General features: G+C 38.4%; 19 protein-coding genes. 2 read left to right on the top strand and 17 right to left on the bottom strand.

What is annotated here, in order from left to right; all coding sequences use genetic code 11:
- Position 1 precedes the first annotated feature (1 nt).
- From thrB to guaD, 12 genes are all read right to left on the bottom strand, one after another.
- Entirely contained in the window at positions 2-865 is an 864-nt protein-coding gene (gene thrB, locus IGL42_RS09400) for a homoserine kinase (RefSeq protein WP_002384228.1), read from the bottom strand.
- The gene (gene thrC / locus IGL42_RS09405) at positions 862-1,917 is read right to left on the bottom strand and encodes a threonine synthase (RefSeq protein WP_002356733.1); all 1,056 of its coding nucleotides are present in this window, start codon (positions 1,915-1,917) and stop codon (positions 862-864) included. Before thrC ends, thrB begins: the two co-directional genes overlap by 4 nt.
- Before the next feature lie 2 nt (positions 1,918-1,919).
- Positions 1,920-3,212 (bottom strand): homoserine dehydrogenase, encoded by a 1,293-nt coding sequence (locus tag IGL42_RS09410; RefSeq protein ID WP_002372186.1) that lies wholly within the window; start codon positions 3,210-3,212, stop codon positions 1,920-1,922.
- Between the two features lie 51 nt (positions 3,213-3,263).
- Complete coding sequence (locus IGL42_RS09415) at positions 3,264-3,572, bottom strand: ArsR/SmtB family transcription factor (protein ID WP_002356730.1); 309 nt, start codon at positions 3,570-3,572, stop codon at positions 3,264-3,266.
- A 116-nt stretch (positions 3,573-3,688) separates the two neighbouring features.
- Complete coding sequence (proC, locus tag IGL42_RS09420; RefSeq protein WP_002370432.1) at positions 3,689-4,471, bottom strand: pyrroline-5-carboxylate reductase; 783 nt, start codon at positions 4,469-4,471, stop codon at positions 3,689-3,691.
- Positions 4,472-4,577: 106 nt separating this feature from the next.
- Positions 4,578-6,302, bottom strand: coding sequence for a phospho-sugar mutase (locus IGL42_RS09425; protein WP_002356727.1), 1,725 nt, complete (start codon positions 6,300-6,302; stop codon positions 4,578-4,580).
- Between the two features lie 120 nt (positions 6,303-6,422).
- On the bottom strand, positions 6,423-7,874 hold the full coding sequence (locus IGL42_RS09430; RefSeq protein ID WP_002409692.1) for a PLP-dependent aminotransferase family protein: 1,452 nt from the start codon (positions 7,872-7,874) through the stop codon (positions 6,423-6,425).
- 134 nt (positions 7,875-8,008) lie between these two features.
- The gene (locus IGL42_RS09435) at positions 8,009-9,037 is read right to left on the bottom strand and encodes a permease prefix domain 1-containing protein (protein WP_002356724.1); all 1,029 of its coding nucleotides are present in this window, start codon (positions 9,035-9,037) and stop codon (positions 8,009-8,011) included.
- Entirely contained in the window at positions 9,034-9,366 is a 333-nt protein-coding gene (locus IGL42_RS09440) for a PadR family transcriptional regulator (protein ID WP_002356722.1), read from the bottom strand. The genes IGL42_RS09435 and IGL42_RS09440 overlap by 4 nt, the downstream gene beginning before the upstream one ends.
- A gap of 162 nt (positions 9,367-9,528) precedes the next feature.
- On the bottom strand, positions 9,529-10,506 hold the full coding sequence (gene guaC / locus IGL42_RS09445; RefSeq protein ID WP_002356720.1) for a GMP reductase: 978 nt from the start codon (positions 10,504-10,506) through the stop codon (positions 9,529-9,531).
- A gap of 141 nt (positions 10,507-10,647) precedes the next feature.
- A complete protein-coding gene (locus IGL42_RS09450) occupies positions 10,648-11,979 on the bottom strand; it encodes a nucleobase:cation symporter-2 family protein (protein WP_002359736.1) in 1,332 nt (443 codons plus the stop codon).
- Between the two features lie 3 nt (positions 11,980-11,982).
- Positions 11,983-13,368, bottom strand: a complete 1,386-nt coding sequence (gene guaD, locus IGL42_RS09455) for a guanine deaminase (RefSeq protein ID WP_002364442.1) — start codon at positions 13,366-13,368, stop codon at positions 11,983-11,985.
- A 219-nt stretch (positions 13,369-13,587) separates the two neighbouring features.
- Here guaD and IGL42_RS09460 point away from each other — a divergent pair, with 219 nt between their 5' ends.
- Together IGL42_RS09460 and IGL42_RS09465 are read left to right on the top strand one after the other, a co-directional pair.
- Complete coding sequence (locus tag IGL42_RS09460; protein WP_002356716.1) at positions 13,588-14,214, top strand: MBL fold metallo-hydrolase; 627 nt, start codon at positions 13,588-13,590, stop codon at positions 14,212-14,214.
- A gap of 40 nt (positions 14,215-14,254) precedes the next feature.
- Complete coding sequence (locus IGL42_RS09465) at positions 14,255-14,959, top strand: histidine phosphatase family protein (protein ID WP_002364444.1); 705 nt, start codon at positions 14,255-14,257, stop codon at positions 14,957-14,959.
- A 55-nt stretch (positions 14,960-15,014) separates the two neighbouring features.
- Here IGL42_RS09465 and IGL42_RS09470 read toward each other — a convergent pair whose 3' ends face one another.
- The 5 genes from IGL42_RS09470 to IGL42_RS09490 form a co-directional block, all read right to left on the bottom strand.
- Positions 15,015-15,863, bottom strand: coding sequence for a MurR/RpiR family transcriptional regulator (locus tag IGL42_RS09470; RefSeq protein WP_002382748.1), 849 nt, complete (start codon positions 15,861-15,863; stop codon positions 15,015-15,017).
- An 87-nt stretch (positions 15,864-15,950) separates the two neighbouring features.
- Complete coding sequence (locus tag IGL42_RS09475; RefSeq protein ID WP_002372194.1) at positions 15,951-17,405, bottom strand: PTS transporter subunit EIIC; 1,455 nt, start codon at positions 17,403-17,405, stop codon at positions 15,951-15,953.
- 22 nt (positions 17,406-17,427) lie between these two features.
- Positions 17,428-18,318: an N-acetylmuramic acid 6-phosphate etherase gene (gene murQ / locus IGL42_RS09480; RefSeq protein ID WP_002364445.1), complete on the bottom strand. Its 891-nt coding sequence runs from the start codon at positions 18,316-18,318 to the stop codon at positions 17,428-17,430.
- The gene (locus IGL42_RS09485; protein WP_002364446.1) at positions 18,293-19,402 is read right to left on the bottom strand and encodes a DUF871 domain-containing protein; all 1,110 of its coding nucleotides are present in this window, start codon (positions 19,400-19,402) and stop codon (positions 18,293-18,295) included. The genes murQ and IGL42_RS09485 overlap by 26 nt, the downstream gene beginning before the upstream one ends.
- Positions 19,403-19,699: 297 nt before the next feature.
- Entirely contained in the window at positions 19,700-20,260 is a 561-nt protein-coding gene (locus tag IGL42_RS09490) for a PTS sugar transporter subunit IIA (RefSeq protein WP_002399206.1), read from the bottom strand.
- Positions 20,261-20,372: the final 112 nt, after the last annotated feature.

Here is a 20,372-nt window from a genome sequence, read left to right on the forward strand (position 1 = left end):
TTTAAAAGACTTGAACGCCTTCTTGATCAATATTGAAAATTTGGATGCTCGCTTTGGTAGATAATTTCTCCAAACTTTGAACAATTTCGTTGGTTCGTTCTTCTGGCGACAAGATTAGCACAGTTGGACCAGCACCGCTTAAGAAAGAGCCATAAGCACCTTTTTGCTGAGTTAAACGACGAATTTCTTTTAAGTGAGGAACCAATGAACGACGATACGTTTCATGCCATTTATCTTGTTCCATCATTTTGCCTGCTAAAGGTAAATCTCCGTTTAAAATTGCGGCAATCATAACATTGGCAATTGAGCTGGCCGCGACCGCTTCTTTATAAGTCAATTTTTCGGGCAAAACAGCGCGACTTTTTTCGGTAAATAATGGTTCCTCTGGAATAAATGCAATGACATCACACATTGGAAAGTGATGTTTGACATGGTAGACTTGGTTTTCTACATGGCTAGCCACCACGAAATCTCCTAAAATAGCTGGGGCCACATTATCAGGATGTCCTTCCATCTCTGTGGCCAAACGAACTTTTTCTTTAGGGGACAAATTTAAATGTGCTAGTCGGTTAGCTAATTCAATGCCTGCTACAATCACACTTGAGCTACTGCCTAGTCCTCTTGCAAGGGGAATGTCAGAAACCATCCGAATAACTTTTGGTGTTAATTCTGGTGCAATTTTCAATGCCGTTTGAATTAATAAATTCTCTTCATTAGTAGGAATCTCTTCTCCCATAGTATGTTGAATTTCCCAAAATTCACTTTCACCTAAAACGTTGATTGTTAAATAAGCGGATAATGCAATGCCACATGAATCAAAGCCAGGTCCTAAGTTGGCACTAGTGGCAGGTACTCTTATTTTCATAGTGTTGCGACTCCTTTTCGTAAGTGCAGACGCATTTCTTCCACGTCACTCATTTTTGAAATAGCTACTTCTGTCTCCATTGCTGTATCAGGATCTTTCAGTCCGTTACCAGTAAAGACTGCCACGACGGTTTCACCTGCTTTGATTTTACCGCTTTTAACATGTTGAATAACTCCAGCTAATGAAGCAGCCGAACCAGGTTCAATGAAAACCCCATCTTGAGCAGCAATTTTTCGGTAAGCCGTTAAAATTTCTTGATCTGTCACGGCATCAATGAAACCACCGGATTCATCCCGTGCCTGTTCTGCTAGTTGCCAACTAGCAGGATTTCCAATCCGGATCGCTGTTGCCACGGTTTCAGGTTGCTCAATCACTTGGCCTTTCACGATCGCTGCGGCACCTTCTGCTTCAAAACCATGCATTCTTGGTAAAGTTGTTCCTTGTTTTTCATGCCATTCTTTAAAGCCTTTCCAGTAAGCGGAAATATTGCCGGCATTTCCAACTGGAATCGCTAAGACATCGGGCGCTTGACCTAATTGTTCACAAACTTCAAAAGCTGCTGTCTTTTGCCCTTCTAAGCGATAAGGATTCACTGAATTAACTAGCGCAACTGCCTCAGTTTTCGCAATCTCTCGCACCGCTTTTAATGCTTCATCAAAGTTACCTGGAATCGAAATAATGTCTGCCCCATACATAATAGCTTGCGCCAATTTTCCCAGTGCGATTTTCCCTTCTGGAATCACTACATACGCTTTAATACCTGCTCTTGTGGCATACGCAGCAGCGGCGGCACTAGTATTTCCTGTAGAAGCACAAACAATCGCTTTGGCACCTTCTTCTACCGCTTTTGCTACAGCCATCACCATCCCGCGATCTTTGAATGAGCCAGTGGGATTTAAGCCTTCGTATTTTCCATATAATTGAATACCTAATTCTTTGGATAAATTAGGTAAAGGAATCAGTGGCGTATTTCCTTCGGCTAAAGAAATCATTGGTGTTTTTTCTGTTACGGGCAAATACGCTTGATACTGTTTTAACAAACCTTCATACATGTTTACTCATCTCCTATAACCTTCATTACATTCAATAACTGAAAGGCTTCCGTATTTTGAATAGCTGTCACAACTTGTTGCATTTGTGCTTTTGATATCTGGTGTGTAATGGCAACAATTCTTGCTCGCTGTCCATCTGATTTCTGTTGAACTAATTGATCAAAGCTGACTTCTGCTTTAGTCATTAATTGCGTCAACTGCAAAAATTGTCCTGGTGTATCTGGAACATCTAATGAAAAATAGTACTGCCCAAATACATTTTCGGAACTCGTCAATTGGGTTTTATGTTGATACGAATTGAACATATGGCCAGTCGTTGCCAAGCGAATGTTTTTAGCAATCGTAATTAAATCACTGACCACACTGGTTGCTGTCGGTTTAGCGCCAGCTCCTGGACCGTAATACATTGATTCCCCCACGCCTGCACTTTTTATAAATACTGCATTGTACTCATTCCGAACAGATGCAATAGGGTGCTTTTGATTGACTAGCATAGGCGCCACTTCCACCGAGATACTATTCTCATTTTGTTCAGCAGAGCCAATCAATTTGATTTCATACCCCAGTTGTTTAGCCATAGCGACATCATCTAAAGACAATCCGCGAATTCCACGAATATCAACTTGTGGTAATGAAACATTCATCCCAAAAGCAAATTGACTTAAAATAACCATTTTATAGGCTGCATCGATTCCATCGACATCATTTGTCGGATCCGCTTCAGCAAATCCCAACGCTTGCGCTTCTGCTAAAGCTTCTTCATAACTTTTATCAGCAGAAACCATTTGCGTAAGCATATAATTCGTCGTACCGTTCACAATTCCTAAAACTTTTTGAATATTGTCTGCCGCTAAGCTATTAGCAATTGTTCTTAAAATAGGAATCCCGCCAGCAACACTTGCTTCATAATATAAATCACAATGATGTTTTTGGGCTAACGCTACTAATTCACTCCCATGTTGCGCCAGCAAATCTTTATTAGCAGTCACAATATGTTTACCATTTTCTAAAGCTTTCATGATATACGTTTTGGCTGGTTCAATGGTTCCCATTAATTCCACAACGATTTGAATCTCTTTATCTTCTAAAATATCATCAATTGAAGTTGTTAAAGAAAGACCGTATTCTTCCGCTTGCGCTTGTTTCGTTTCAAGATTTCGGACAAATGCTTTTTCAATGACTACATTCATTCCTGTCACTTGTGAAATTTTCTCTTGATGTTCTTTCAAGAGAGTTAAAACGCCAGTGCCTACAGTCCCTAATCCTAGTAACCCGATCTTTAAGGTATCCTTCATTTTTACCTCCATCAACAGCGCTATTCTAGTTACGCTATTTTTTCCTACTTTTTATCGGTGTTCAATATGCTCAAAGGTCTGATTTAAAATATCTATTACATGATGATCATCTAATGTATAAAAAATCGTTTTTCCTTCGCGACGTGCCTTGACAACCCGGCTATCTCTTAATAATTTTAGTTGATGAGAAACGGCGGACTGTTCCATTCCCAATTGTTCACTAATCGCCGTTACATTATGCTCGCCTTCTTTTAAAAGTAGCAAAATTCTTAAACGTGTTGGATCACTTAATACTTTATATAATTGACTTACTTGTTTGATTTCTTCCATTTGTTTCATTATAGTCGCCTCACTTTGCACTCATTATAACACAGAGTTTTTTAAAATAAGAACTGCGATTGTTCTTTCCTACGAAAAATATGGCACAAAGAAAGTTGGAAAAATGACAAACTTGTCGATTTTCCAACTTTCTTCATCTATTCGTGGTTGGCTTGCTGAACTGCATCCATCACGGCATAACGGAAGCCATTTTTTTCTAGAGCTACGACACCGCGAATCGTACTTCCTCCTGGAGAAGTCACTTCATCTTTCAATGCTCCTGGGTGTTTTTTCGTGTCTAAGGCTAAGGTCGCCGTTCCTTTTATCATTTGAGCGACAATTTCATAAGATAAGTCTCTTGGTAACCCTTCTAAGACTGCTGCATCTCCCAATGCTTCCATAAAGATATCAACAAAAGCTGGACTGCAACCAGCCACAGTACCAAAAGTTTCCAGTTGCGCTTCACGAATTTCTTTGACTAACCCTAAAGTAGCAAGAAGTTCCATTACCAGTTCCTTCGTTTGGCCTTCAATTGTTGGTGCCAAGGCTACGCCAATCACGCCTTGATTCACGCTAACTGGTGTATTAGGAATGGCATGAACAACTTTGGCTTCTTTATTGCCAAGGGCCATTTGTGCTTCTTCTATGGTATGACCTGTTGCAACAGAAATCAATAGACTTTCGTTGGAAAAATGAGGGGCTAATTCCTGAAGGACAGGTAACACGACCTTTGCTCCTGTCGCAATAAAAATAACCTTACATTCTTGGAAAAGTGCATAATCTGTGACAAGTTGAAAGCCCCACTCTTTTTGAAGTGCTTCTGCTGTTCCACTTGAGCCGCCTTTCACATATAAATGTTCCTTCTTGACTGCCTCAGCTTTCAGTAACCCTTTAATCATGGCACCGCCCATACTGCCAGCACCGATAAAGCCAATTTTCATAGCATTCCCTCCTTAGTTAAATAAAGTGTTTGCGCCAAAAGTCAATTGACTTTTGACACAAACACTAACATTCGTACTTTTTTCCGTACAGCCTGTTTCGTTTATTTTATTTTGTTAATTCATTAACGACTGCTTCAAACGCAGCAATTTTTTCAGAAGCTTCTGAACTACTTGTTGCTTTAGTTGCTAGATAGAATTTAATTTTTGGTTCTGTTCCTGATGGTCGGATAGCAATCCAACTGCCATCTTCTAAATGATATTTCAACACATCAGAAGGAGGCGTTTGTAATTGTTCTGTTTGACCATCTGCAAAAGTGCGTGTTAATTCTTTAAAATCTTCCGTTTGAGCAACTTGAATCCCGGCAAACTCAGTTGGCGCTTGTTCACGACATTTTGCCATTAAAGCTTTGATTTTACCGCTGCCTTCAATTCCGCTCATTGTTACGGAAATAGTTTTTTCTTCAAAGTAACCAAATTCTTCAAAGATATCTTGTAAGCCATCGTATAATGTTTTTCCTTGTTTTTTATAGAAAGCCGCTACTTCTGCTAATAAAACTAACGCTTGAATTGCATCTTTATCACGAACAAAAGGTTTCACTAAGTAACCATAACTTTCTTCAAAACCAAACATAAACGTTTGACTGTGGTCTTCTTCGTATTGTTGAATTTTTTCAGCAATAAATTTGAAACCTGTTAAAACATTAAACATCTTCGTATTATATTTCTCAGCAATCGCTGTAGCAAGTTCACTAGAAACGATTGATTTTAGAACCGCAGCATTTTGAGGCAACGTGCCTGCTTGTTGATGGGCTTCTAAAATATAATGAATCATAATTGAACCTAATTGATTTCCTGTTAATACTTGGTAGTCTCCGTTTGGCATCCGCACAGCAGCACCTAAACGATCAGCATCTGGATCTGTTGCAATCAATAAATCAGCGCCTTCTTTTTCCCCTAAACGAATCGCGTATTCAAAAGCTGAATGTTCTTCAGGGTTTGGTGACTTAACTGTAGTAAAGTCAGGATCAGCAACGGCTTGCTCAGGTACTAAAACAAATTTTTCAAAACCGGCTTGTTTTAATGCCTTTTCTCCTAACATTTTCCCAGTTCCATGTAAGGGAGTGTAAACTAATTTTAATTCTTTACCCATTTCGTTAATTAATTCTTGATTAATCGTAACTGTTTTAATTTCTTTCAAATACGCGTTATCGACTTCTTCACCAACAATGTTAATTAAACCGCTGTGGGCAACTTCTTCATCTGATAAGACATCAATTTTCAAAGGATTTTCGATACTACGAACATATTTAGTTAATGCATCTGCATCAGCTGGCGGCATTTGACCACCGTCTTCACCATAGACTTTGTAGCCATTATAGGCAGCTGGATTGTGAGAAGCCGTAATCATGATTCCCGCAAAAGCTTTAAAGTAACGGACCGCAAAAGATAATTCTGGTGTTGGTCGTAAGCTTTCAAACACAAAAGAAGGAATATCATGTTTAGCTAATGTTTTAGCTGCTTCCATTGCAAATTCTGGAGACATATGACGTGAATCATAGGCAATGGCTACACCGCGACGTTTTGTTTCAGGATCTTGCGTATCCATAAAACGTGCAAGCCCTTCTGTCGCTTGACGAACTGTAAAGATATTCATCCGATTAATACCGGCGCCTAAAATCCCGCGCATCCCGGCAGTCCCAAATTCTAATGGTGCGTAAAATGCATCTTCACATTTTTCAGGGTCTGTATTTAAGTCCTTTAATTCATTTTTTAAATTTTCTGGAATATTTTCTTCATTTAACCATTGTTGGTAAACTTGTTCCCAAGACATGGAAAACACCTCATTTGTTTTTTTGTTTTTACTTTTTAAGTATAGCATTGGATATTCGTTTAGAAAAGGGAAGTTGTAGCGTTTTCTCTCAGCAAATGATTTTTATAAGAAAAATCTTACTTAGTGTTCTATTTTTGTTTGTCTATTTTCAGAAAGCTGTCGTGTAATCCGTACCATTCGCTCACAAAAAAGAGGCATTTCTTCTGGTGAAATTCGGGAACAGTTCAAGCGAATACTTCCACGTTTTTCACTAAAAGCTACACTTGGTGCTACCAAAACACCTTCTCGTAAAAACACTTGCCAATCTTCTGGCTTAAGTGCCCCTTGACGCCAATGTGCCCATAAATAAAAGCCGCCTTTTACTGGCGAAACTTCCCATTCTGGCAACGATTTAAATACTTGATATACAGCTGTTGCTCGTTGTTCCACTTGTTTATTTAATAACGTAATTTTTTCAGAAAAAGAAGGATCTTCAATCGCCATTTTAGCGAGCATCTGCGGAAAAATACTCAACGAAACATCCATCATTTTTCTGGCTTCTGCAATTTGTTTCGTCACGGAGGCGGGCGCACTTAACCAACCAATTTTCGTGGTCGAACCTAAAATTTTTGACAACGAACCGATATACAAGACATTATCTGGATCTAATTTTTTTAAAGGAGGAATTTCTGTTTTCGGGATAAAACTTAGCTGCCCAAAAACATCATCTTCTAAAATAGGAACTTGATACGTTTGACAAACTTTCACGAGCTGTTCTCTTTTTCTTAAAGGCATCACTGTCCCAGTCGGATTTTGAAAGGAAGGATTAACCATAACCATTTTGATGCGATGTTGTCGGATTGTTTGTTCTAGCGCTTCAAGATCAATCCCTTCCTCTGTCATGGGCACACCAAATAAGCGCACACCAGCAGCTTGGAAAATTGGTAAGGCATAGAAGAAAGATGGATCTTCTACGGCAACACTATCTCCTTGTCTCAATAAAACTTGCAAAACTAAAAAAAGTGCTTGTTGCGCACCTGAAGTAAGCAATAAACTTTCACTTGGTAAATGAAGCTGATATTCCGTTGCTGTAATGGCTTGGATTTCTTTTCTTAACGGCAAATAACCTAATTCATCTTGTGCTTCCTCTTTTAAAAATTGTTTCCAATTTAATGCTGGAAAATCGAAACTGGGAATTAAGTCTAACGGCAACTCGCCTGTATACATATCTAAGTCAGTCGGCAAATTTTGTTTAGCTCGTAACTCAATCTCTGCCACCAAGGGATGAACTTGTTTGAACACATTTTGTTCTAAATAACGATGCCAATCCGTTCGTGGCGTCATCATTACCCCCCATTTTCCTTCGTTGACAATCGTTCCACTCCCTCTTTTTCGCACAATCCAGCCTAAGTCCACCAGTTCGTCTAACGCATGAACAACGGTTGAACGATTGACAGACAAGTACTCTGCCAGTTTACGTTCCGAAGGGATTTTTTCGCCTGGTAATAATTCGCCTGTTTGAATCTTTTGAACAATCATTTCCATAATACTGCGATAAATGGGAACATTTTGTTCTTTTTTAAGTTGCCACATAGCAATCACCTCAACAATTGGATGAGTTAAAAGTAATCCAGTTTAATGCTTTTGTCAATCGAAAATACAAGAAAAGTGAGACAGCCGTTTTGACGAATGTCCCACTTTTCTGTTTTACTATTAACAGGTTTGTCTCAATGTTTGTGTAAAAATGCTTGGATGGTGTTATAAAAGATTCCTGCGAACATAAAGATTAACCAACTAAACCGCCAATCCCCTAAAACAAAACTAATAAATAGATAGAGTGCAACAACTAAGGGCCAATAAACGGATGCAATAATTGCACCGACAGGATTTCCCACAGGTCCTTCCTCTGTTTTTGTTTGTTGAGGGGCAAAATCAGGATGACCAACATGTTCTGAATAAAAATAAGTTTCATTCAACAATTTATTAAAACTTCCTTTAATTACTCCACCAAATATAAACAAGAAGACACCAACCGATACTAAAAAGAAGAGCCAACTAATCCCCATCGTTCCATTATAATATTGTCCGCCCATCATTTGATGCATGGAACGGCGCATCATCAGATGAAGGCCACTACTAAAGACAACAACTGGGATTAAACCCAAAATACAAAAAACGACGCCCGCTGCCATACAAAAAATAAATGATCGTTGAAAACTTTGTTCTCTTTGTGCAACTTCTTTTTTTAACTTAATCGGAATCAATCGTTGCCCCAGCTGTTTGTCCATTGCAACAAACCGATTACCAGCAACAATAAATAATGGAACGCCGATTGCCACACCTATGAAAAGACAAACTAAACCGAGACCGTTAGAAAGAACACCACGCATACCAACCAGCAAGCCAACACCCACCATGATTGCAACAACACCAAGACCAATTTGAATAGCACCTTTACGTTGGACAGCTAAATAGTCAAGTCCTTCCTCCACTGAAATTTCTGGCAAACCGTTCATTGAATCGTTTGTTTCATCCACTTGTTTATTTTCTAAATTCAATTCTTCCATTAATTCATCAATAGTACCAAATTCAGAAATAATTGTACCAATTGCTTCATTTTCCGATTTTCCTTGGCTGAGCAAATCTTCATAACGATCCTCAGCATTTGCTAATAGGTCCGCCTTTAATTGTTTTGTTTCAGATGTTTCAACAACGCCTGAAAATAAGCTATCAATAAATTCTTCTATAATTTTCATTTTCCCATCTCCTTTACAAATGCTTCGACGACGTCTTTTGTTACTTCCCATTCTAGTAACTTTTCCTCTAAATAACGCTCTCCTGCATGGGTTATTTGATAATAGGTCCGCTTTTTGCCATGCGTTACTTCTCCTGGAAATGATTCAATGTAGCCATTTTTCTCTAAACGTGTAAAAGCAGAATAAAGTGTCGTTTCTTTAATCGAATATTGTTCTTTAGAAATTTCACGAATGCGTTTAGAAATCGCATAACCATATGAAGCGCCGGATTGTAAGATTGAGAGAATAAAGGTATCGTTGTATCCTCGAATTGCATCACTACCAATCACATAAATTCCTCCCTCAAGTACTTCAACTATCGTACTACGTCTGTCGTTGTAATTATCTTAACACGATTACTACGATAGGTAAAGTAAAAAAAAGCACGTAATGCAGAAATCATTTTAATTTCTGCACTACGTGCTGTCTTCTTTTCAGTCTATAGTTGAATGTTAAATGGTATCACCATTAAAAATAGAATTTTTTACAATCACATAATCAACTTTACGAATCGCTTCTAAATCACGACCTCCCGCGTATGAAATGGAAGATTGTAAATCTTGTTGCATTTCGACTAAAGTATCTGCCAACTTCCCTTTATGGCGTAACCAGATTTTTTTGCCTTCAACGTTTTTCTTTTCGCCTTTTTGGAATTCAGAGGCGCTACCAAAGTATTCTTTGTAAACAACACCATCTTCCACTTTGGTTTCACCTGGTGATTCTTCATGTCCAGCAAATAATGAACCAATCATGACCATAGTTGCCCCAAAACGCACAGATTTTGCAATGTCTCCATGGGTCCGAATTCCACCATCTGCAATAATTGGTTTCCGAGCAGCTTTGGCACACCAACGTAAAGCCGCTAACTGCCAGCCACCTGTCCCAAAGCCAGTCTTAATTTTAGTAATACATACTTTTCCTGGTCCAATCCCCACTTTGGTGGCATCGGCTCCAGCGTTTTCTAATTCGCGAACGGCTTCTGGCGTTCCAACATTGCCCGCAATAACGAACGTTTCTGGTAAAGATTTTTTCAAGTGTTGAATCATATTAATCACCGCATTTGAATGACCATGGGCGATATCAATTGTCACGTAGTCAGGAACTAAACCTTCTCGGGCTAACGTTTCAACAAAAGCGTATTCCCCTTCTTTCACACCCACACTAATTGACGTGATTAAGCCCTTTTGTTGCATTTTTTTAATAAATGGCACTCGCGCCTCTTCATCAAACCGATGCATGATATAAAAATAACCATTTTCAGCAAGGGTTTCCGCAATCGTTTCATCAATAATTGTTTGCATGTTCGCTGGAACGACAGGCATTTTAAACGAATGTTTTCCTAAAGTTACTGTAGTATCACATTCAGAACGACTATTCACGATACATTTATTGGGAATTAATTGGACATCTTCATAATCAAAAACTTTCATACTTACTGCCTCCTAGTTATTTACAAAAATAACGTAAAAACCGAACATTCGGTCATTTAACGTTCGTGTTTACAAACACCATTGTTAATTTACACTATTTACCGCCACTTGTCAAAGGCGTTTTAACGAAAATTAATCTTTTTACCCTTCTTGAACGTTTGGTAAAATGGCCTGCAATAAAATAGCAACAATTGAGGCAGTTGCCACGGGTGAACTAAATAAATATTGTAAAAATTGTGGTAGAGTTTCCAAAAACTCTTTTGGTAACAATGTCAACGCTAACGTCATAATAATCGGAACGGCAATTACATACATCTCTTTTTCATGAATTGTTACATCACTCATGACTTTCATTCCGCTTACAGAAATGATGCCGCAAACAACCACAAAAACACCGCCGATAACTGGTGCCGGAATGGCCGAAATCAAGGTGGAAAGTTTTCCAGATAAGCCAAATAAGACAAACCACGCACCTGCAGCCACAAAAACCTTGCGACTAGCAACTCCAGTGATTGAAATAATCCCAGCATTTGTAGAGTAACTAGTTACTGGCGTGCCGCCAATAAATGAAGAAACTAAGCAACCTAAGCCTTCACCAATTACGCCGCGATTAATTTTTTCTTCGGTCAAAGGTTCAGCGACAACATGACTCACAGCAAACCAAGTGCCTGTTGTTTCCGCCATTAAAACCAGATAAATAACTAACATCGTGGCAATAGCTGACCAATCAAATTGGAAAGAAAAGTTAACTAATGGTAACTGAGGCAAACTAAACCAAGCCGCTTCACTAACGGCTGATAAATCAAGTACCCCTAATAATTGTGCCGCGATGCTCCCAAATAATAATGCCAAAATGACAGAAGAAACGCGGAAAATCCGCCCTTTTTTCAAAGCAGAACCTAAGAGCGCAAAGAAGATCAACGTACCCGCTGCTATAAATGCTAATAAAATATTTTGTCCTAATTCCCCTTTTGCGTGGTAAATATTATCCGATAAAGCGACTGGCATTAACGAAAGCCCCACCACAAAAATAATTGTTCCTCCCACAATTGGTGGAACAAATTTAGTGATTAAACGATTAAAAATACCAGTAAATCCTAATATAATAACAACAATTGCCCCCACTAAACTAGCACCTAAAACTGCGCCCCAGCCATTTCCTTGTTGGTTGTTGGCAAAATAAATTCCTGCAATTGCCCCGATTGGAATAAATGAAGGGCCTTGCGCAACTGGTAATCTCATACAAAAATGAGATTGAATAATCGTGGCAAGTCCTGCTGCTATGAATGTTGCTTGGATTAAAGAAGACGTTTGTGCTGTGCTAATCCCAATAATTGAAGCAATGATCACAGGCACGACGTACACGTCCATTGCTAAGACATGCTGAATCCCTAACATAGTGGCCTGCCCAAAAGATACTGAATCTTCTGGCCCCACTGTTAAATGAAGATTATTTTGTTTCTTTTCACTCATTTTTTATACTCCTTTAGTTGCTGACATTAAATTTTTATCATGTACTTTTTCACCTTGTACCCAGACTTCTCGAATATTTTCTGGTCGTGCTAAATATAAGATTTTTTGGAAAATATCAAGCAATGATTCCCCTGGATTTTTAGGGATTCGTGCTTGTGACAAGCTTGTATTAATAATTTGAACATCCCAAGCATACCCTTTTTCTAATTTTCCAATTGGCAAACTTAGCGCTTGACCACCACCAACAGTAGCTAAATAAAACGCTTCATTTACTGTAATCCGTGCTGTTTTAACACCTCGTACTTCTGGTTTTTTTGTAGCATCGACGCCATCTTCTAACATTCTAGAAGAAATAACCGCTTGCTTTAAATTGTCAAAAAGACTTGGTGAAAAACCACCTGAAAGATCACTGCCTAAACCAACTTCTACTTGATGTTGATGTACTAATTTTGCAATCGGTGTTACTGCATTACCAAAATAAGCATTAGAGATTGGGCAGTGCGCCACAGCCGTCCCTGTTTCATGGAATAAATTCATATCTGCTTCTTCTAAAAAGCCTGCATGTGCCATCACTGCTTTTTCTGTCAATAAACCAAAATCATTCAATGCTTGAGCATCATTTTTTCCAAAACGTTCTTGAACAAATTGATGTTCCCAATCACTCTCACTACAATGACTTTGAACATGGACTTGATATTTCGCTGCTAATTCTCCTAATCCTTTAAGTGCTTCTTCTGTACAACTAGGAATGAAACGCGGAGTTACAACGGGATATACGCCTTGTTTTGTTTGCTGCGCTAATGTTTGAATTTCTTGAATAAACCGTTCCGTTTCTTCTAATGCTTGTTCCGTTGTTTGATCACGATAGTACTCTGGATTCTCATTAAGATCATCCATTACAACTTTACCAATTAAGCCACGCTGCCCTTTTTCCGCACAAATCTCTGCCAAACAACGGCTAGCTTCATAATGAATGGTTGCAAAATAAAGGGCTGTTGTTGTCCCATTTGCTAACAATTGGGTTACCAATTCATCATAGACTTGTTGGGCAAATGTTAAATCTGCAAATTTGGACTCCAAAGGAAACGTGTACGTATTCAGCCATTCATACAATGGAATATCCAAGGCGGTCCCAGATTGTGCCCACTGAGGTGCATGGACATGTAAATCAACAAAGCCAGGTAAAAGATAAGAATCTTGGGGCAATTCTTGAAAGCGTTGTGCCTCTTTTTGTTCTGCTAGCACAGTTTCATACGCTTCAGCATCTGGTTCAATTATTTCCTGAATTACTCCGGCCTCATCTATACAAAAAAGTGTCTCTTCATAAACTTTAATCTCTTGCAAATTTTTACTAGAAAAACCTGTTCCTTTTATTACAAAATGAAACATTTAATACTCCTCCTTACTATCACATGAAGATTATACATAAACTTTCGCTTAACAACTATAAAAATGTGATTTTTTTTAAAAAAATACGTGTTAAAACAAGCAAAAACCGAACATTCTAAGAATGATTTATTTTTTCTTTGGATAAACAAGAAAACTTTCTATTCTTAAGATTCTTCGGTATACTTGAAGAGAATCGTTAGAACTTTAGGAGGTCCTGAGATGATACAGATCGAACAAATTAGAACAGGTGTTATTCAAGAAAACTGTTATCTTGTTTATAATGAAGAAGCATTATTAATTATTGATCCAGGTGCAGAAGGAGCAAAACTAATTCAAGAAATTACCCGTTTAGGGAAGAAACCAGCCGCTATTTTATTAACACATACTCACTATGATCATATTGGTGCGGTAGAAGAATTGCGCCATCATTATCAAATCCCTGTTTATGTTAGTCCATTAGAACAAGCGTGGCTTTCCAATCCTATTTTGAATCTTTCAGGATTAGGCAGACATGATGATATAGCAAATATTATTGTTCAACCCGCCGAACATGAATTTAAACTAACCGATTATGAAATTGGCGGCATGAAATTTTCCGTAGTCCCAACACCTGGTCATTCAATTGGTAGCGTCAGCTTTGTCTTTGATGATTTTGTTGTTGTTGGGGATGCATTGTTTAAAGGTAGTATTGGTCGTACCGATTTACACACTGGTGATATGCAACAATTATTACACAGCATTACGACCTATCTATTCACTTTACCAGAAGAATTTCCTGTTTATCCAGGCCATGGTGATGCCACAACCATTCAACATGAAAAAGCCACAAACCCATTTTTTAATTAGAGATTTATTCACTATTTAAAGAAACTTAGGAGGAGTAGCAATGACTGAAGCAACGACACTTTATATTATTCGTCACGGAAAAACGATGTTTAATACGATTGGCCGTACCCAAGGCTGGTCAGATACCCCCTTAACCAAACAAGGAGAAGAAGGCATTTATCATTTAGGCTTAGGTCTTAGGGACATAGACTTTAAGGAAGCCTATAGTAGTGATAGTGGTCGTGCCATGCAAACCGCTCAGATTATTTTACAAGAACATCAAAACCACCAAAAGATTCCTTACCTAACCGATAAACGGATTCGTGAGTGGTGTTTTGGTTCTTTAGATGGTGGCTATGATGGTGAACTTTGGGGTGTGGTGCCACGCATTTTAGCTTTTAAAAGTTATGAGGACATGATGACCACAAAGATTACCTATCGTGAGCTAGCAAATGCTATTATTGAAGCCGATACGGCTGACTGGGCGGAGCCTTATGAAGTTATCCGTGATCGTGTTTGGTCTGGTTTCGAAGATATCGCTCATCATCGAGAAAAAAATGGTGGCGGCAAAGTCATGGTGGTTTCCCATGGACTAACAATTTCCTTTTTACTTTCCTTAATTGATGCAAGTTTGCCTATGCAGATGGCGCTGGAGAATGGTAGCGTGACGACCTTAACTTACGAAAAAGGAACATTTACCATTCAAGGAATTAATGATATTTCTTATATTGAAAAGGGAAAAAAGATCGCTGAAAAGCGCCGTTGATAGTAAAAAAAGAGAAGGTTATCTGTCATTTTGACAGATAACCTTCTCTTTTTATTTATTCTTTTAAACGTTCTACATTTTTTCTTGAGATTTGAATTTTTTCTAAGGTTTCCTTATAGTTTTTTGCTGCATAAGCAAAAAATAAAACATCAACTACATACAATTGTGCCACCAAGGAAACAGTAGCCGCACTTCTCAATGGCACGTCTTCCCCACTAGAGGTTTGAAGGACGATATCACTTTTTTCACCAATCACTGATTTTTCATCTTGTGTGATACTAATAATAGGAATCCCTTGCTGCTTCGCTAAATCAGCTAAAGTACTTGCTTCTTTATTCGTTCCAGAATTAGAAATAACAATAAAAACACTAGGCTTTTCTGTTGAGCCTAACATGGAAGCAAATAAATGATGATCCAATGTTGTAAATACCGTTCGGCCTAATCGCGTAAACTTTTGATAAATATCTTGAGCAACCAACGAAGAGGCGCCCAACCCATAGACAAAAATTACTTCTGTTTTTTCCAACAAATCAACGGCTTCATTCACTGCGACATCCTCTAATGTCTGACCGCTTCGCTCAACCACATGAACAAAGCGCGCCTGTAACTTTTGTTTAATATCAGCTGTTGATTCCCCTTTAGTAACTTCAGTGTACATTTGCTGCTTCATTTGGCCAAGATTTGCAGATAATAAAAGTTTCAACTCTGTAAAGCCATTCACATCCATAGAATGACAAAAACGAATAATTGCCGCTGGACTTGATCCTGCTTGTTTCGCTAGCTCTTGCGCATTCATTGAAATAACTGTTTCTGTATTTTTTAAAATATATTCTGCAATTTTTCGTTCTGATTTTGGTAATTGTTGTAGACGATCTTGGATAGATAAGACAATATTTTGTTGCATAAACACCCCTCCTGATACACCATTTCCTACGCAATTAAATTTTAACAAAGAAAAAGGGAGAAGCCAAGTTCTCCTTTTTTCTATTTATTATTTAGTTGTTTGCATATCTTTAGGAATCCCAAAGAATAACGTTGCTACAAAACCACCTGCGTAAGCAGCCAATAAACCTAATACATATGCAAGCCATTGGTTGTTGGCAATTAATGGAATTAAAGCCACCCCACTTGGTCCAATAGCAATCGCACCAACATTACCGAAGGCCCCAATCACCGCACCACCAATACCACCGCCGATACAAGCAGTAATGAATGGACGTCCTAATGGTAAAGTAACTCCGTAGATTAATGGTTCACCAATACCTAAAATCCCAACTGGCAAGGCACCTTTAATCATTTCAACTAATTTTTTATCTGATTTACAACGAATCCATAATGCTAAAGCTGCACCGACTTGTCCCGCACCAGCCATGGCCAGAATTGGTAATAACAAAGTCATCCCTGTTTGATTAATCATTTCAATGTGGATTGGCGTCAAAATTTGATGTAAACCAAACATTACCATTGGCAAGAAGGTTAAACCAAGAGTAAAGCCAGCAACCATGCCACCTTTTTCTAAGACAACATTGATAATACCAACTAAGCCATTAGAAATAGCTCCGGCTACAGGCATGATTAAGAAAATAGTTGCTAAGCCAATCACTAAAAGTGAAATGGTTGGCGTTACGATAATATCAATTGATTCTGGGACAATTTTATGCAATTGTTTTTCTAACAATGATAATAACCATACGGCAAAAATAACACCGATAATTCCGCCTTGTCCTGCAGATAATGTTCCCCCAGTGAAAATATTACTGATTGGAGCATCCGGATTCATTCCTGTTAACATTGTGACTGCCCCAATAACACCACCCAACGCTGGCGTTGCACCAAAAACGCTGGCACTGTTAATCCCAGTGTAAAGAGCTAAATAAGCAAAAATCCCATTTTTAATGATATTTAAGACATCAATATATTGTTGCCATGAAGCTGAAATATCACCAGCAACAACTAAGTTAGACATAACAGCTGCAATCCCGCCAATAATACCAGCCCCAACAAAGGCAGGAATCATCGGAACAAAGATACTAGAAATAGCTTTTAACACTTTTTTAAATGGTGAAGTGTTATTTTGTTTCGCTTTTTGTTGTGCTTTCATTTGAGCGGCTTTTTCTTCTACTAAATCTTTTCCAGATTTGCCTGCTGCAGCATCAGTTGCGGTGTCATGATTAAATGGTTCTCCCAATTTGACACCTGCTTGATCTACCATTTCTTGTGCAACCTTGTTAACAGTCCCTGGACCAACAACTACTTGCAACGTATCGTCTTCTACGACGCCCATAACGCCATCAATTTTTTTCAATCCTTCAATATCCACTTTGTCATAATCGCGGATATCCATACGAACACGAGTCATACAATGAATGACTTTGTCCACGTTTTCTTGACCACCAACTTCTTTATAAATCCCATCAGCAATGCGTTTAATTCTTTCTTCTGCCATGTTAAAACACCCTCCTAATTCCTTAATTTAATGTATTCTTGATAAATTGATTCCCGTCAATTAATTTTTGTGTTGCTTCTTCTTTAGTACTATCAGTTAAAATCATTACAATTGCTAACTTCACATTTTCTTCTGCTTCTACAAATTTTAGTTCGGCAACTTCATAACTACAACCCGTTGCTTCCATAATAATCCGTTTGGAACGCTCCACTAATTTTTCATTGGTTGGTTTTACATCAACCATTAAGTTATTGTAGACTTTCCCAATACCAATCATGGAAATAGTTGATAACATATTTAAAATTAATTTTTGAGCTGTCCCAGATTTCAAGCGAGTCGAACCTGTTAAAAATTCAGGTCCTGCATCTACTTCAATCGGCATTTGCGCATATTTACTAATTTCGGCATTTTTATTACATGCCACAGTTGCGGTAGCTGCTCCCACCGTTGCAGCATATTCTAAACCGCCAATTACATAAGGCGTCCGACCACTGGCTGCAATCCCGACAACAATGTCATTTGCTGATAATTTTAGATCAACTAAATCTTGACGACCTAGTTCTTTTGAATCTTCAGCACCTTCTACTGCGACAGTCATTGCTTTTTGACCACCAGCGATGAGGCCTTGAACCATCTCTGGCTCGACGCCAAAAGTTGGTACACATTCGGCTGCATCTAAGACACCTAACCGACCACTCGTACCAGCGCCCATGTAGATCAAGCGGCCGCCTTGATTGAAGCTTTTGATGATGGCTTCTACCACTGGTTCAATGGCTGCTAATTCTTGACCCACTGCCATTGCAACTTTTTGGTCTTCTTGATTCATTTTTTGTAAAGCTTCTTTGACACTCATCTCATCTAAGCCCATTGTATTTTCATTTCTACGTTCAGTTGTTAAGTTTTCTAAATTCATTTTCTATCGTTCCTTCCGTGACTAGCGTAAATTGATTGCCTGCCTTGATTAACGGCAATATCGTTTGATCTTTTTCAATAATTCGTGTAATCGTATTGACTTTTTCATCTTTCGGCAAGTCCACAAGTGTGACTTGAATTTCTCCCATATAGCGACCATATTTTTCATTATCAATCGTTACGGTTCCCACTGGACGTGCTTCAGTCTGCTCTGACTCAATCGTTGCAATTTCATCTTTTCTGAACATTTCACTCGTTCTTGATAATTCACTTCGCAAAACATCTCTTGCAGCATCTAAACGATTGGTATGAGTCCCAAGTATTCGCTTCAAATAGCGGCTCTCGCTAGGTGCTACTTCTAACAGAAATTGATTGGTTTGGTGATAATAACCAAATTGAGCCATGGTTCGCTCACTAATTGTGGGATCACCAATATAAACAGCATCGACATAAGGATCAGCCATCAAACCAACGGCAGCGGCGAAAGGATTTTGCCCACGATGTTTTTCTAATGTTGGTAAACCAGCAAAAATTGGGCCTCTTGTTTGCCCATCTCCTGGCACAAAAGTAAAAACTTGTAAGCCTAATTCTTTAAGCCAGCGGTTCTTTTCATTAAAAAATGTTGTTCCAATGCCTGTTTCAGGTCTTGGATAATAATTATGCCAAGCTTCTAAGCGAGAAAAGTCCGCTTGGTGAGCCTTTAACTCAGCCACTTCTTCCAGTGTAATGGTACTAGCATTCAATCCTATATCAATCTTATGTGAAGCATGAGCCATTTGTTCTATCGTAATGCCGTAGTCCATCCGAAGGCCAGTTACGCCCAACTCGATTAAAGGCTCTAATTCATCGAAAGAAAAACCCGCTCTTTTTAACGCTTCACCTGAAATATCTACCATAATTTTCATTTTTTCTGCCTTAGCAATTGCCCCTAAATCAGTCAAGCGTTGGCGATAAAGAGAAGTATCATCTTCTGGAATGTGTAAAGAAGTGAAAATACCATCAAATCCAAGCGCTTTCATCTTTTTGATATAAATAATTGTATCGTTTGTAATCTCTTCACCAAGAAAAACTGAAATACCATACATCTTTTTAGCTCCTCTCTAATACGCTTTCATTATAACTTGTTTGAAATAAAATTTCAACTATTTTTCTAAATATTTTTTAATTCCAAAATAAAATTTTATTTCTGTTCAAAAAAAAACGAGCGTGGAACAAAAATCACCTTGGATTTTTGCTCCACGCTCAAAAACTGATAAACGGCGGGAACAGAACCAACTCCTTCGGAAATAAGCCGAAATTCTCCAAAAATCAAAGATCAATTTTCGGAAATTTCTTCTTATTTCTCGGAGCTAAACGGTTCTGTCCCGACCTCGTCTAATGCATTAATTGGCTGTGGCAGAGCCAACTGGTGTACCAGCTGTAACCACGCCAGTTTTCTCTAACGAAAATTGTGCTACTTTATCCATGTTGGTAATAATGACAACCATTTCAGTTCCTTTACCAGCTGCTTTAATTGCTTCTAAATCAGCAATTGCGACCACCGTATCTGCAGTCACTTGGTCGCCTGCTTTCACTTTAATAGTGAACGGTGCCCCGTTTAACTCCACCGTATCGATACCCATGTGTAATAAAATTTCAAGACCGTTTGTCATTTTTAAACCAATGGCATGTTTTGTTTGGAAAACGCTTAAAACTTCTCCTTCAATAGGTGCATAAATTTCACCATTTTCTGGAACTACTGCATAGCCATCTCCCATCATTTTTTGTGAAAAAACAGGATCATTCACTTCACTAATTGGGATAACGGTTCCATTGGCAACGGCATACATTGTATTATTTTCGACAACTTCATTCTTTTTCTTCAAAAATCCAAACATTTCTCTTCCCCCATTTTTTAAAGTATCACTAGTATAGAAAAAAGTTTCATGAATTACAAGTGGCACCTTTGTATAATTCTAAAATTTATTTTAAAATAAGAATTTGCATTGGCATTTACTTTGTCAGCGGGTATACTTATACTTGATGTATTTTGCATTTATTTCAGAAAGGAATGGT

It is taken from the genome of Enterococcus sp. DIV0712 (genome assembly GCF_050554855.1).
Lineage (GTDB): Bacteria > Bacillota > Bacilli > Lactobacillales > Enterococcaceae > Enterococcus > Enterococcus faecalis.